Below are 13,316 nucleotides of genomic sequence, written 5' to 3'. Positions count from 1 at the left end.
CCACGTTTTCAGGTCATTTATCATAAAATAGCCCCAAAACGGAAGGGGGTGGCGTAAAGGGGCGATTTAAAGAAAGTTCTGGAGGGGCAGTTCCAGCTCCTGGCCGGTCATGACAAAGAAGAAGTTCTGCAGTTGGTGCACGTATTCTACCGGGGCACTGGTGGCAATGTAGCCGCCGTTGAACACAATCTCTTTGTACTCGGGGTCCAGCGCCCACTGGCTCAGCTGCGGAAACATGTACTCATGCTCCAGGGCGTTGTAGGAGGCTCCGGTGAGCCACTGCTCGGTGAGGGGAATGGGGGCAAAATCGGCATCGGCTTCAGATAAGAGCGCGATGAGTTTGCGCTGGTCCAGCGCCACAGGTTTCCCTGCCTCATACACCAAATTCCCTAGCCGTACTTCTTGTGCAAACATGTCGCAATATAACCAAAAACCAACACCAAGGTGCTGAAAGTTGGGCCGCTTCGGGGACGGTACAGCGGCAGCGCCTTTGGACCAGCGGCGCCCTCCCGCTTATCACGGGAGGGCGCTGCTGGTGTAGGAGGAAGGTAAGCACCAGGCTTAGGTGCGGTTTACCTATCTCCATCTTCAGCAAAAGTGGTCCACTTAAGTTCGTGCGCACCAGGCTTAGGTACGGTTTACCTCGTCCAGGGTGTTGTTGCGGCGTTTGGGGTCAAACTTATCGCCGCGGCTGAAGTTGTAGCGCAAGCTCACGCCCACGCTGCGGGCCCTGAAGTACTGGTCAAACTCGTGCACGTTGCGGCCCACGGTGGAGATCTTCACCCGCATGCCCTTGAAGAGGTCATTGGCGTTCACAGACACGTCCAGCTTGTCTTCCAGAAAGCTTTTCTTCACGCCCACGTTCAGCCACCACTGGCTGTCTACCCGGTAAATGCCGTAGGCGCCCGGTCCGCGGTAGCCGGCGTTCACCTCCAGCTTTACCTTGTGGGGCAGCAGAATGTTGTTGCTGGTCTGGGCCATGTAGTGTACCTGGTCATTGGTGGCCATTTCGCCGTTGAGCTGGACCTTGTACTTGTTGTACGAGACCAGGACGGTGTTCTGGGTGTCCCAGTTCTTCATGATCTTGATGGGCGCATTGGCCGTCAGGCTCAGGTTGTAGGCGTTGTCTACGTTGCCGATGGTGTAGATGGTGGTCACGCGCTCGGCATCCAGGAGGGCCAGTTCGGCCATGTTGTCCCTGATGAGCTGGTAGGTGAGCGCCAGGCTGTACTCTTTCTTGTAGGTCTGGGTCACCCCGAAGGCGTGGGTGTACTGGGGCCGCAGGAACGGGTTACCGCGCCAGTAGGTGTAGGGGTCGCGGTAGGCCAGGAAAGGGTTGAGGCTGCCGTAGTTGGGGCGCTGCAGGCGTCTGCTGTAGCTGTAGTTGACCTGGTAGTTCTCGCTCACCTTCTGCTGCACAAACACGCTGGGGAACAGGCTGAAGTAGTTGCGGTCGGTTTTCTGGCCCGTGGTGAGCGACTCGCCCGTGGAAAGGGTATGCTCGGCCCGCAGGCCCGCCTGCAGGGAGTACTTCTCGCCCAGTTTCCCGCTCCAGTTCACGTAGCCGGCGTAAATAGCCTCGTCATACAAGAAGTGGTTGGTCCTTCTGGGGTCCAGCACCAGCGCCTCGGCGTTGTTGAAGTAAAACCGGGAATCGCTGTCAGAGGCCACCCGGCTGGCTTTCACGCCCAACTCTATTTTCTTGCCTTTGGCGTACGGATGGCTGAAGTCTACCTTGGCCGCGAAGATGTCAAAATCGCTGGGCGTCTGGGTAAAGAGAAAGTCCAGCGAGTCTGGCCGGACGCCGGTGAGGTCCACAAAGTTGTTGTAGAAGTTGGCGTGCCCCCGGTTGGTGATCTTTACCAGGTCAATATCGGCCGAGAGGGTGGTGCCCGCGGTGTCCAGCTTGCCCTGGTAGTGCAGGTTGCCGGTTAGGTTGGTGAACCGGTTGGTGTTGAAGTTGTTGGCGTCAATGTACCGGTTGGGGGATTGCGGGCCGTCGCCGGTGTAGGTGTCGGTCAGGAAATCGCCGTGCAGCTTGTTGGTCACAAAGTAGCCCATCACGCCAATGCTGTGCCGGTCGGTGAGGCTGTAGTCGGTGCCGGCCCGCACCGAGGGCGGACCCTGCACCACGGTATTCCCGAAGGCCACCTGGTCAAAGTAGGTGGTACTTTGCTCGCCGTAGAACACCCGGGTAAAGGTGGCCTGCCGGCCCCAGGTGCGCCGGGCCTGGTCCAGGTTCAGGAAGGAGTTCCACTTGCCCGCCTTGTAGTTGAGGGCCGTGCCCGAGGAGTAGGCGTGCTGGTACCCGTTGTAGGTATAGCCGGCGTACACGCTGCCGTTCATGCCCCTGATCTCGTTCTTCTTCAGGTTGATGTTCAGGATTCCCGAGGCGCCCTCGGCGTCAAACTTGGCCGACGGGTTGGTGATGATCTCAATGTTCTTGAGGTTCTCGGCGGGCATGCCCTCCAGCAGGTTGCGCAGGTCCCGCGCCGAAAGGTAGGTGAGCTTGCCGTCCAGCATGATGGTGACGCCCGAGCGACCGTTCAGCTGGATGTTGCCTTCCTGGTCTATGAACACCCCCGGCGAGCGCGCCAGCACGTCGTAGGCCGTTCTGCCCGCCGCCAGGGCGGTGCCTTCCACGCTCACCACCATTTTATCGGCTTCCTGCGTGATGGTGGGCCGGAGCGCCTCTACGGTTACTTCCTTCAGTTTGGTGGCCACCATGGACAGCCTGATGGTGCCCACCTGCGCCTCGGGATTCTGGGCGGTGACGGTGACCCGGGGCAGGGCTTTGGTATGGTACCCAATAAAGCTGATGGACAGGCTGTATTCCCCGGCGGGCACGCCCGTGAGGGTGAACTGGCCCTGGGCATTGGTGAGGGTGCCGTCCAATGATTTTTTGGAGACCCGGTCCAGCAGGGCCACGGTGGCGTACTCAATGGGCTTGGCGGTGAGGGAGTCCAGCAGCACGCCCGAGATCTTTCCGGGGGCTTTAGGAGGCTGCGCGGCGGGGGCCGTACCGGTGGTTTGGGCCCAGGCCTGCGTGATAACGCAAAGGCAAAGGCATAGCGGTCCCACCAAAAAGAGGGTAGTTCTTTTTTTCATAGAAGGAGTATGATTTAAGTAAGCGTTGGTAGTGGCAGCGGGTACAATCTAAAGACTAGTCCCCGCGGCTACCGTTGCACCAAGGGCCCATATTTTTTAGCTAATTCTGGCATTTCGGCCCAAAACAGAAACAGACCGTTTTAGAGTGGGGCTCCCCCAGAGTTGGCGGGTAGAAAAATTGCAGGAAAAACCCGCCCACTTGTGGGGCGAGCCCCGGATTTATGCCCGCGATGTAGCCGTAAAAATGCCATCTGCCCTGAGTGTTCAGGGCAGATGGGCCGCCATGGGGCCGGTTTAGTACCATCTTACCCGGTTTTTGTTGGCCCGGGGCGGGGAAGCCTGCATTTTCTCTGTTCCTATCCAAACATATTTCTCTAAGTTTGCAGGCGCAGAAAAGCCCCAGGCCCCGCAAAAAGGGCGGGGCGAATTCCAAAAAAGCAGAGATGATTAGAAGCTTCTACAGTAAGGGCGGCGAGGTGCATTGGGAGAAAAACCCGGAGAGCTTCCACGACGAAGAGAAGGGCCGGATTGTGTGGGTAGACCTGCAGTCGCCCACCGACCATGAGCAGCGGCGGGTGGAGGAGGAGTTTGGGATTGAGTTCTTCACCCAGCAGGAGGCCGCCGAGATAGAGAGCAGCTCGCGCTACTTTGAAGACGATTCTATCTTTGAGGCCAACAGTGCCTTTGTCATGCACCAGGAAGGCTCCTACATCACGCGCCAGGTTTCCTTCATCCTGAAGAACGGCATTCTGTTCACGCTGCGCCGCACCGAGATGAAGTCGTTTGGGGAGGCGGTACGGAAGATGAAGACGCTCCGCAGCTCGGCCACCAAAGCCATCCAGATCTGGCTGCTCCTGCTGGAAACCCAGATTGACCACGATGCCGATTTCATTGAGCTCCTGTCCCGCACCACCAACGTGGTGAGCAAGCGCCTGGTGAAGGAGCAGTCCATTGAAGAGGAGGTGCTCCTGCGCATCACCGAGCTCCAGGAAAACTCCATCCTGATCAGGGAAAGCATCGTGGACAAGCAGCGCCTGGTTTCCTCCCTTTTGCGCAGCTACTCCATTGAGGAACCCGAGAAAGAGCGCCTCCGCATCATCATCAAAGATATCAACTCGCTCCTGCAGCACACCCAGTTCAGCTTTGAGCGCCTGGAGTACCTGCAGAACACCTTCATGGGTCTGGTGAACATTGAGCAAAACCAAGTCATCAAGATCTTCACGGTAATGACGGTGGTGTTCATGCCCCCCACGCTCATCGCCAGCATCTACGGGATGAACTTTGACGTAATGCCCGAACTCCGCTGGATTGCCGGCTACCCCTTTGCCCTGGGCATGATGCTCCTGTCTTCCCTGTCATTCCTCTGGTATTTCAAGCGAAAGAAGTGGCTGTAGTCGGGGTGAGTTGGTTAGGTGTCGTACGTTGCGCGTTTGAGGGCTGTTAAGGCTGTACAGTTGATTGTTGTTCTGTTCTTTGCCAATAGCCTTTTTTGGGTTGCTTTCTAGTGGCTCCCTTCAGGGATCGTTCTGCAGGGGTAAGAACATGATCTTTCCCCAACTCTTCCCCTCGCTCGCCTCCGGCGAGTGTGAGAAATCAGGCGGCGTCTCGCCGCCGTGCCGGTAATTACGTTTGGCTGACTGGCTTCTGCTTCAAGACGCACATTACCTGTTTCAAATCACTTTCTGCAAAAACAGGCCTAAAACGCGTAAACTCCCGCATTGCGGACAGATGTCCCGATAGCGCCCCGCTTTACTTTTGGCTTGACATTTATCGCTTCCTGGAATTTTCTAAATCAGACGAAGTGCTATCCGTTACCCAACTCTTCCCTCGCTCGCCTCCGGCGAGTGTGAGAAATTGCGCGGCGTCTCGCCGCTGGGAACTTGACCAGATATCTTTCTAGCAACGCGGCCAGGGGCCGCCCGATAGCGCACACTCGCCGGAGGCGAGCGAGGGATAACAACTAAACTGTTACTGTATCACTGCCTCCGCTACCACTCCCCAGGATAGAAATCCTCCGTCTCTTCCTCGTCTTCAGAAAAGGCCTCTGAAAGGTCTTCTAAAGGAGCATGGGGCGGGACCAGAGTTTCTACCAGGGAGTGGTGCTGGGGTTCGTAGATGAGTTCGCCTCGCTGCAGGAAGCGGTTCACGTCCATGAGTACCTCGTAGATGGGCGTGTGCACGTGTTTGGGGATCTTGTAGAGGCGCGGATCGCGCTTGTCAAAAGGGGTGGGCACTTTGGAGTCGTACAGGAAGGGGAGCAGGGTTTTGGAGCAGCTCAGGGCAATGCGGTGCACCTCGTGTTCCAGAAAGTAGTCCTGCAGGCGCCCGTTGATGTTCTCAAAGAATTCGGCCGTTTCGCCCAGCCGCACCCGCGAGCCTGCCCGTGACTTGCCTTTGGTCTTGAGGTACTTGACCTGGCTTTTGCCCTGTTTCTTGCGCACCATGTACGACCGGTACACTTTGTGGTCCAGGTTGATCCCGTTTTCAAAGTAGCCCAGGGCGCAGTTCCCCGCCTGAATCAGCAGGATCACGTAATGGACCGGTGGCACCACGGGAGCTGCCAGGGCCGGCACGGGCGGCAGGGTAAGGGGCAACCGAAGATGCACCAGGTCGTTTCCCTGGGCATCTTGCAGCAGGAGGCGGTGCTTGTCATACTCGTACGTGGCGGGCAGGGCCTCTTCCCTGATCTTTTGGAGCAGCTGCAGCGTGATGTTGTACGGGATAAACCGGTTCATAGCAAGGTTCGGGGGTTCGGGGCGTTTTGAATATCAAAGGTACGCAGATCACCCGTGAATGAAAGAGCGGTTCTCCCGGGGGCTGGCAGCAGGCAGAATCTCAGGCCCAAAGGCACCGCTGGGGAAGTACGCCTGAACGTATGGCAAAGACCCGTTTCAAGCCCATTTTTACTAAAAGGGGCCTTAAACGGGTTGTACAACTTATTTGGGCATCCACTGGGGTGCGTAGCAAAGGCTGCCCGGCCCAAGGTTAGCCCAGCGTCACCTGCGGACCGTGGAAGGTAAGCGGAACCGCCAGCACCGCCCTGAACTCCTTGTACCCCGCCTTGCCGGGGAAATACGCGTGTAAGATTAACTGGGGCTTGCCGTCCGGGCCGGTGACCACCGAGGGATGACCGGGTGCCCACCACTCGGCCGTGGTTTGCAGGATGGGCGAGGGGCTCTTGTGGTAGGGGCCCAGCAGGTGATCGGCGTGGGCCACGCCAATGCCGTACTGGTCGGTGGAGAAGTCGTTTCCGGCGTAGAAGAGGTAGAACCTATCGGCCTGCCGCGTCACCCACATGCCCTCCACCAGGTGCGCTTCCCAGGCCAGGTCGTTCTCAATGATCTGGGTGCGCTCGCCCACCAGGGTAGTGCCGTCGGCCGAAAGCTGCTGGGCAAACAGGGGCGTTTTCATGTATCGCTGCACTTCCCTTATCTGCTGCTGCACCGCCATCGGTTGGTCTCCCCAAAGGTGACTCAACTGGTCATAGAACGCCAAGTACTGCGAAGTAACCGCCTCAATAAAAACCTGCATCACCTGAAACCGTTCCATGGGCTCCAGGCTCCGGGCCCAGGCCCAGAGCGCCAGAATGAAAGAGGCGGTCCGTTGGTCGGCTTCCGCCTTAAACAGCGCGGCAACCAAGCCGGGTTGGTGAGTGAGCAGGTCCAGCAACCGTTGGGGCCACACGTCGTTGTTGTCTTCTTTCCAGAACAGGTACGTCACCTGGTCGTCCTGCACGTAGAGGTGCGGGTCAATCACGTTGCCGCTCAGGACCGGGGCCGGGTCGGCCCGGTAAGGTCCCTCCGGTGATGCGGCCCGGGCCAGCCCGATGCACAGCTCGCGCGTGTGTTGGTCGCGGGCGACAAAATACACCCGGTATTCCGGCCCTACGCGGTGCAGTTCGGGGGCCCAGTAGTCACTCACCAGCAGACCATCGGCAGCCCACAGGGGCTTCTGCCCCTCCGGAAACACGAAGCCCACCCACTCCCACGCCTCCAGGTCGGGGGAGCGCAGGATGGGAAAAGAGGCCGGCGCGTCATTGGAGGTGGCCAGCAGGTAGTAGCGACCTCCTTCGCCGGAGGAACCCTCCACCCTGAGCACCGCCGGATCTCCGTAACCATACAAGATCTGGGGGTGCAGGGGCTGGGTGAGCAGTACCCGGTACGGTACCTGGCCCACCGGCTTGGGGGCGGATGCCTGGAGGTTAAGCGGTACCCGCAGGCCAAACTCCTGCGCCAGGCGGGCAAACAGCGCCAGGTAGGAGGCATGGTCCCGCAGGGGCAGGCGGTACTGCGTGGTCAGATCCCTACCCGTGAATGGGGAAGGACCGGTCACTTCCAGGTCCAGGGTATCCGGTTGGCGTTCCTGCCGAAGGGTGACGGCAAACTGAAAAGGCGTGCCGGTGGGGGAGACAAGGGGCGGCACGGGGGCGAAAGGGGGCTGGTTTTCCTGCATCGGCTTCTGGGGAAACATTCTGGTTGGCGAAAGTCTGCCTACTCTGCATACGTGAATCATGGAAAATGGGAGCCGGGCAAACGCCGCGGCCAGGAAGTAGTCTTATGCTCAGAATACCATGAATAGCAGGAGTACTATTGAATCAAGAAAAAGAACAAAGTTGAGCTGACTACCACCACCAGCCTTCCTGAGTGTGGTTAAAAAAAGATGATAGTAGATTTGTACTAAAATACCAAGGCAGCGCGAGCCGACTGGGGATGCTGAAAAGAGGTCGCCGTTTTAGCGGTATTTCCTGAAAAATACACTTAAAACCCCTTTTTAATGGCTTATAGATAGTTTATAAATAAAAATATTTATAGCCGGAACCTTGAAAACCATCTAAATGTCATGGGGGTTTCCTTAACTTTATCGGAAGGAGTTGTTTGAAAACTCCAAATTAACAACCAACCATCTTACTAACACCCATGAATCAAAGCTTTAAACTTGGCAAGGTTGCCGCTGCGGCAGCCCTTGTTTCTGTGTCCCTGTTGACTGCCTGTAGCACAGAGCAGTTGGTGGAAAATGAAGAAGTGGCGGTGACGGGGCAAGCCGATGCCCGTTCTGTCAACGGACGGCCCGTGGTGCCCAACGAAGTGCTGGTGAAATTCAAGGCCGGGGCGGCCGAGGAAGCCCGGGCGGCGGTACTGGCCCGCATTGGCGGCAAGGTGAAGGAAAAAATCCTGACCAAGACCATGCAGCGCCTGGGCGACCAGGAGGGCCTGGTGCTGGTGCACACCCCCATGGCCGCAGTGGAAGCCCTGAGCAAAATCCACGGTGCCGACCTGATTGAGTACGCCGAGCCTAATTACGAATATACCCACCAGGCCACTACCACAGAGCCTTACTTCACCAACAACTCCCTCTGGGGCCTGTACGGCGATGCCACTTCGCCCAAGAACCAGTACGGCAGCCAGGCCGCCGAAGCCTGGGCCGCCAACCACGTGGGCTCTGCCTCGGTGTACGTGGGCATTGTGGACGAAGGCGTGCAGTACACCCACCCAGACCTGCAGGGACAGATCTGGACCAACCCGTTCGACCCCAAAGACGGCCGCGACAACGACGGCAACGGCTACATTGACGACGTGAACGGCTGGGACTTCAACGCCAACAACAACAGCGTGTATGACGGCGGCACCTCGGGCGGACAGGACGACCACGGCACCCACGTGGCCGGTACCATTGGCGCCAAAAACAACAAAGCCGGCGTGGTGGGCGTGAACTGGAACGTGAAGATGATTGTCTGCAAGTTCCTGGGCAGCACCGGGGGCAACACCGCCAACGCCGTGAAGGCCATTGACTACCTCACCGACCTGAAGAACCGCCACGGCATCAACATTGTGGCCAGCAACAATTCCTGGGGCGGGGGTGGCTACTCCAAAGCCATGTATGATGCCATTAACCGGGCCAATGCCAAGAACATCCTGTTCATTGCCGCGGCCGGTAACGGCGGCAGCGACGGCGTGGGCGACAACAATGACGCCGTGGCCAACTATCCGTCTAACTACAACCTGCCCAACGTGATTGCGGTAGCGGCCATTACTTCTAACGGGGGCCGTTCTTCGTTCTCCAACTACGGCGCCAAGACGGTACACATTGGGGCACCAGGTTCGGGCATTCTGTCCACCACGGCCTACAACTCATACTCCAACTACAGCGGTACTTCCATGGCTACGCCGCACGTGACCGGAGCCGCCGCCCTGTACGCGGCCTCGCACCCCGGCGCCACGGCAGCGGCCATCAAGAACGCCATCCTGAGCAGCGCTACCCCCACGTCTTCCTTGTCCGGGAAGTGCGTGACCGGCGGTCGCCTGAACATGAGCCGTTTTTAGGCTGATTTAGGAAAAACACATTGAAAAGCCGTCCTGCCGCTCCGCAGGGCGGCTTTTTTGTTTAGGCTCTTTTCCAAGCCTAAAGCAAAGGCCAGGATGGAAGGAAAAAGGGAAGGAGGAAATGTATTGTATATTATGAATACTTACTATGTTAAGCAGAAAGGGAGAGAAGTGGCTTTAAGGGTTTAATCAATTAGGAGCATGGGAGTTAGGGGAGGTATCAGACGTGCAACAGCCCATAGAATAAGCTGGGTTAAATTGTAAATAACTCATCTAAAGTTGTATATTTAGATACATCATTCACTTCCTTTCATTTCCAACCCTAATTCCCCTTACTCATGAAACAGAATTGCGTGTATTTTGGAAAGTCTGCCCTGGCAGCCTCGGTGCTGGTGGGCGTTCTGTTCACCGCCTGTGATACAGACAAGTTGCTGGAGAACCATGACCTCACGGCCACGGACCAAGCCGAGGCCCGCAGTGCCGATGGGCAGCAGATGGTACCCAACGAGGTGCTGGTGAAATTCAAGGCCGGGGCAGCTGAGGAAGCCAAGGCGGCGGTGCTGGCACGCATCAGCGGCAAGGTGAAGGAGAAGATCCTGACCAAGACCATGCAGCGCCTGGGCGACCAGGAGGGCCTGGTGCTGGTGCACACCCCCATGGCTGCCCTGGAGGCGTTGGGCCGGCTGCGGGGTGCCCCGGGCATAGCGTATGCCGAACCCAACTACCTCTACACCCACGGGGCTACCGCTACTGATACCTACTTTACCAATGGTTCCTTATGGGGCATGTACGGCCCCGCCACGTCGCCCGCCAACCAGTACGGCAGCCAGGCCGCCGCAGCCTGGGCCGCGGGCCATACCGGTGGCGCTGCCGTGGTAATTGGCGTCATTGACGAGGGAATCCAAACCAACCACCCTGATCTGGATGCCAACATCTGGGTCAACCCCCATGATCAACGGGATGGGATAGACAATGACGGCAACGGTTACATTGACGACGTGAACGGCTGGGATTTTGACGGGGGCGACAATACCGTGTACGACGGTGGCTCCCGCGGCAGCCTGGATGACCACGGCACCCACGTGGCCGGCACCATTGGGGCAGAAAGCAACGGAACGGGCGTGGTGGGCGTGAACTGGAACGTAAAAATGATTTCCTGCAAGTTCCTGGGCCGCCGGGGCGGTACTTCGGCCAATGCCGTGAAAGCCATTGACTACCTCACCGACCTGAAGGACCGCCACGGCATCAACCTAGTGGCCTCAAACAACTCCTGGGGCGGCGGCGGTTACTCCCAGGCGCTGTTTGATGCCATCAGTCGGGCCAACGCCAAGAACATCCTGTTCATCGCCGCGGCTGGCAACGGCGGCAAAGACGGGGTAGGCGATGACAATGACAGAACTCCCCATTACCCCGCCAACTATGAGGTCGCCAACGTCATTTCGGTAGCGTCCATTACATCCTCGGGGGCTAAATCCTCGTTCTCCAATTACGGGGCCAAAACGGTAGACATTGCTGCCCCGGGCTCAGGCGTGAACTCCACCACCGCCTTCAATTCTTATTCTTCTTACAGCGGCACTTCCATGGCCACGCCGCACGTGACCGGCGCCGCCGCGCTGTACGCGGCCTCACACCCGGGCGCCACGGCTGCCGCTATCAAGCAAGCTATCTTAGGTAATACGGTACCCACTGCGTCTATGGCGGGTAAATGCGTAACCGAGGGAAGGCTGAATGCAAGTAGCTTCTAAGCCACCCACCCCCAAGAAAAGGGCCGTCCTGCTGTAAGCAAAGGACGGCCCTTTTTTCTTGGGGGCTAAGGAAGTTACTGAAAGCTCCGGGACTTATGCTGGCGGGCACTAAGGCGGGCCAACCGACTGGGTACTTCCAGGCCAGGTGGCATCACGGCTGCAGCATGACCTTGCGGGTGGTGGACTGGCCGTTGGGCTGAATGACCTGGAGCAGGTACACCCCAGGCGCCAGGCCTTCGGTGGAGAGCCTTAGCCGCTGGGTAAAAGTAGCCTGTAAAACCCGCGCGCCCACGCTGTTGCTCAATTCGGCGGTAAGCGGGCCGGGCAGGGTTGTCTCCACGGTGAGCTGGCCCCGGGCCGGGTTGGGGAACACCCTTACCGCTGCCTGCTCCAGGGCCGACGCGCTACCCGTAATGGCGCCGGTATACACCGAGTGGTCATAGACCTGGGCGGTGTCCTGGTTGGAAATGACCAGGTTGTCAAACCAGAGTTTGGCCTGGCCCAGGGGACCGTGCTCGGCGGTGATTTCCAGGCGGTCAATGCTGGTCCAGTCAAACTTGCCCTCGGGGTTGAACCAGCCGTTGTCCCAGGAGCCCGTTTCGGTGAAAAGGCTCAAGGGGAGGCGCACGTGGTGCCAGCGGCCGTCAAAGAGCACCTGCTGGGGAGTGAGCGTCACTGCAGCGCGCCAGGGGTGGTCGGTGGGGTCAGCGGTTTTGGTGTCCAGGAAGCGGAGGTCAAAGCGGGTGGCCGGACCTGTGCCCCGGAACAGGAAATCCACCGCGTAGCCTTCCTGCTTCAGGAGAGACAAGTCCAGATTGGGCGCAAAGTCAAACCCGATGCTGCTGTACTGCGGGGCGCCGGTCCACAGCAGGCTGTACCGGCCGTTGTTGGGCTTCTGGTCAAAGTAGAAATCTACCGAGCCGCCGAAGCTTGCGTTTCGGGTCCCTTTTCCCAGAAAATCGGTGTAAACGGCAAAGCCGGTGCGCTGGGGCTGCTTCACGTACGGCGTTTGCGGGGGCACCGTGAAGCCCAGGGCCTGCAGCAGCGGCACGTTGAGGTCGTGCTGAAACAGGTCGGTGCCGCCCTGGTTGAACAGGCCGAAGCCGTGGTGGTAGTCCCAGGTGGTCCAGCCAATCTTCTTCTCCTCCAGGTAGCGGCGCACCTCGCCGTACCAGAACACGCGGTCGGCGGGACGGCTGTTGTTCATCAGCACCCCGAACTCGCCGCAGAACACGGGCACCTGGCGGCTATCCCGGAACTGGGCGGCAATGTCTATTAACTGTTTTACTTTGGCCACGGTGCCGTCCTGGGCGTAGCTGTTGTAGGCGCCTTCCATCCAGGAGCCCCGCAGGCTGGAGGGCAGGGGCGGCATGTCCAGGGCCCGGTGGGGGAAGGGCATGTTGGCCAGCGACACCAGCGAAGGCTGTACCCAGCTGGCACCCTGGTGCGTGAACAGGAACGGATCATAGAAGTGGAAGGTGTAAATGAGCTTCGGGTCTGGGTACACGGGCAGCTGCGCCAGGTTGTGGTAGCTGTTGAAGTTGGTGGCGCCCACAATGAGCGTGTGTTTGGTGTTATGGCGGCGGATGGCCTGGATGATGCGGCCCTGGATGGCGCCCCACTGCGCGTCTGCAATGCCGTGCGGCTCGTTCAGGATCTCAAAGTACAGCTTCTCTGAGCGGTTCAGGTAGCGCTGGGCCAGCTGGGTCCAGACCTTCTCCAAGACGGCTTCTACCTGGGGCTGGGTACTGGCGCTGGGGTCAAAGGAGTGGTTGTCCAGGATGAGGTGCAGGCCCAGCTCCTCGGCCCAGTCCACGGCCTCGTCCAGGAAGGAGAGGAACAGCGGCTCCAGGGTATGGTCCGGCGCGCCCTTGGTCATGGCGTGCAGGTTGAGGGGTAGCCTGATCACGTCGCAGCCCAGGCTTTTGATCTGCGCAAAGTCCTGTTTGGTGTAGCGGGTGAACTCAATTTCCCGGGCGCTGTTGGCTTGAAACCAGTTGGTCAGGTTGATGCCCTTCTTAAAAGGCGTTTCCTGGGCGTTTCCCCGAAACGGGAGGAAAAACATAGCCAATAGGCAGAGCCACCACCACGGGGTGGCGTTACGAAGTTTTCCGGTTCTGGCGGTCATGTGGGTAGGAGTAGA

At 58.7% G+C, this 13,316-nt stretch carries 8 protein-coding genes; 3 read left to right on the top strand and 5 right to left on the bottom strand.

Annotated features, from left to right (window positions below; translation table 11 throughout):
- Nucleotides 1-66: 66 nt before the first annotated feature.
- Together JT718_RS05505 and JT718_RS05500 are read right to left on the bottom strand one after the other, a co-directional pair.
- Nucleotides 67-414: a hypothetical protein gene (locus JT718_RS05505; protein WP_205500870.1), complete on the bottom strand. Its 348-nt coding sequence runs from the start codon at nucleotides 412-414 to the stop codon at nucleotides 67-69.
- Between the two features lie 213 nt (nucleotides 415-627).
- Complete coding sequence (locus JT718_RS05500) at nucleotides 628-3,108, bottom strand: TonB-dependent receptor (protein ID WP_205500869.1); 2,481 nt, start codon at nucleotides 3,106-3,108, stop codon at nucleotides 628-630.
- A gap of 443 nt (nucleotides 3,109-3,551) precedes the next feature.
- Here JT718_RS05500 and corA point away from each other — a divergent pair, with 443 nt between their 5' ends.
- Nucleotides 3,552-4,502: a magnesium/cobalt transporter CorA gene (gene corA / locus JT718_RS05495; protein ID WP_205500868.1), complete on the top strand. Its 951-nt coding sequence runs from the start codon at nucleotides 3,552-3,554 to the stop codon at nucleotides 4,500-4,502.
- Between the two features lie 594 nt (nucleotides 4,503-5,096).
- Here the strand turns inward: corA and JT718_RS05490 are convergent.
- A complete protein-coding gene (locus JT718_RS05490) occupies nucleotides 5,097-5,843 on the bottom strand; it encodes a VLRF1 family release factor (RefSeq protein WP_205500867.1) in 747 nt (248 codons plus the stop codon).
- 250 nt (nucleotides 5,844-6,093) lie between these two features.
- A complete protein-coding gene (locus tag JT718_RS05485; RefSeq protein ID WP_205500866.1) occupies nucleotides 6,094-7,578 on the bottom strand; it encodes a family 43 glycosylhydrolase in 1,485 nt (494 codons plus the stop codon).
- 446 nt (nucleotides 7,579-8,024) lie between these two features.
- On the opposite strand from JT718_RS05485, the gene JT718_RS05480 reads away from it, so the two are divergent.
- Both JT718_RS05480 and JT718_RS05475 read left to right on the top strand, forming a co-directional pair.
- Complete coding sequence (locus tag JT718_RS05480) at nucleotides 8,025-9,428, top strand: S8 family peptidase (RefSeq protein WP_205500865.1); 1,404 nt, start codon at nucleotides 8,025-8,027, stop codon at nucleotides 9,426-9,428.
- 338 nt (nucleotides 9,429-9,766) lie between these two features.
- A complete protein-coding gene (locus tag JT718_RS05475; protein WP_205500864.1) occupies nucleotides 9,767-11,173 on the top strand; it encodes a S8 family peptidase in 1,407 nt (468 codons plus the stop codon).
- A 151-nt stretch (nucleotides 11,174-11,324) separates the two neighbouring features.
- On the opposite strand, the gene JT718_RS05470 is transcribed toward JT718_RS05475, so the two are convergent.
- A complete protein-coding gene (locus JT718_RS05470) occupies nucleotides 11,325-13,301 on the bottom strand; it encodes a cellulase family glycosylhydrolase (protein ID WP_205500863.1) in 1,977 nt (658 codons plus the stop codon).
- Between the last annotated feature and the right edge of the window lie 15 nt (nucleotides 13,302-13,316).

This window comes from Rufibacter psychrotolerans, assembly GCF_016924645.1.
GTDB classification, from domain to species: domain Bacteria; phylum Bacteroidota; class Bacteroidia; order Cytophagales; family Hymenobacteraceae; genus Nibribacter; species Nibribacter psychrotolerans.
The sequence above is the reverse complement of the archived record's forward strand: the minus strand, read 5'-3'. Positions and strand labels throughout refer to the sequence as shown.

Excerpts from the sequence above, each read along its gene's own strand:
- JT718_RS05505 (WP_205500870.1), bottom strand. The coding sequence starts at position 414 with ATGTTTGCACAAGAAGTACGGCTAGGGAATTTGGTGTATGAGGCAGGG.
- JT718_RS05500 (WP_205500869.1), bottom strand. The coding sequence starts at position 3,108 with ATGAAAAAAAGAACTACCCTCTTTTTGGTGGGACCGCTATGCCTTTGC.
- corA (WP_205500868.1), top strand. The coding sequence starts at position 3,552 with ATGATTAGAAGCTTCTACAGTAAGGGCGGCGAGGTGCATTGGGAGAAA.
- JT718_RS05490 (WP_205500867.1), bottom strand. The coding sequence starts at position 5,843 with ATGAACCGGTTTATCCCGTACAACATCACGCTGCAGCTGCTCCAAAAG.
- JT718_RS05485 (WP_205500866.1), bottom strand. The coding sequence starts at position 7,578 with ATGTTTCCCCAGAAGCCGATGCAGGAAAACCAGCCCCCTTTCGCCCCC.
- JT718_RS05480 (WP_205500865.1), top strand. The coding sequence starts at position 8,025 with ATGAATCAAAGCTTTAAACTTGGCAAGGTTGCCGCTGCGGCAGCCCTT.
- JT718_RS05475 (WP_205500864.1), top strand. The coding sequence starts at position 9,767 with ATGAAACAGAATTGCGTGTATTTTGGAAAGTCTGCCCTGGCAGCCTCG.
- JT718_RS05470 (WP_205500863.1), bottom strand. The coding sequence starts at position 13,301 with ATGACCGCCAGAACCGGAAAACTTCGTAACGCCACCCCGTGGTGGTGG.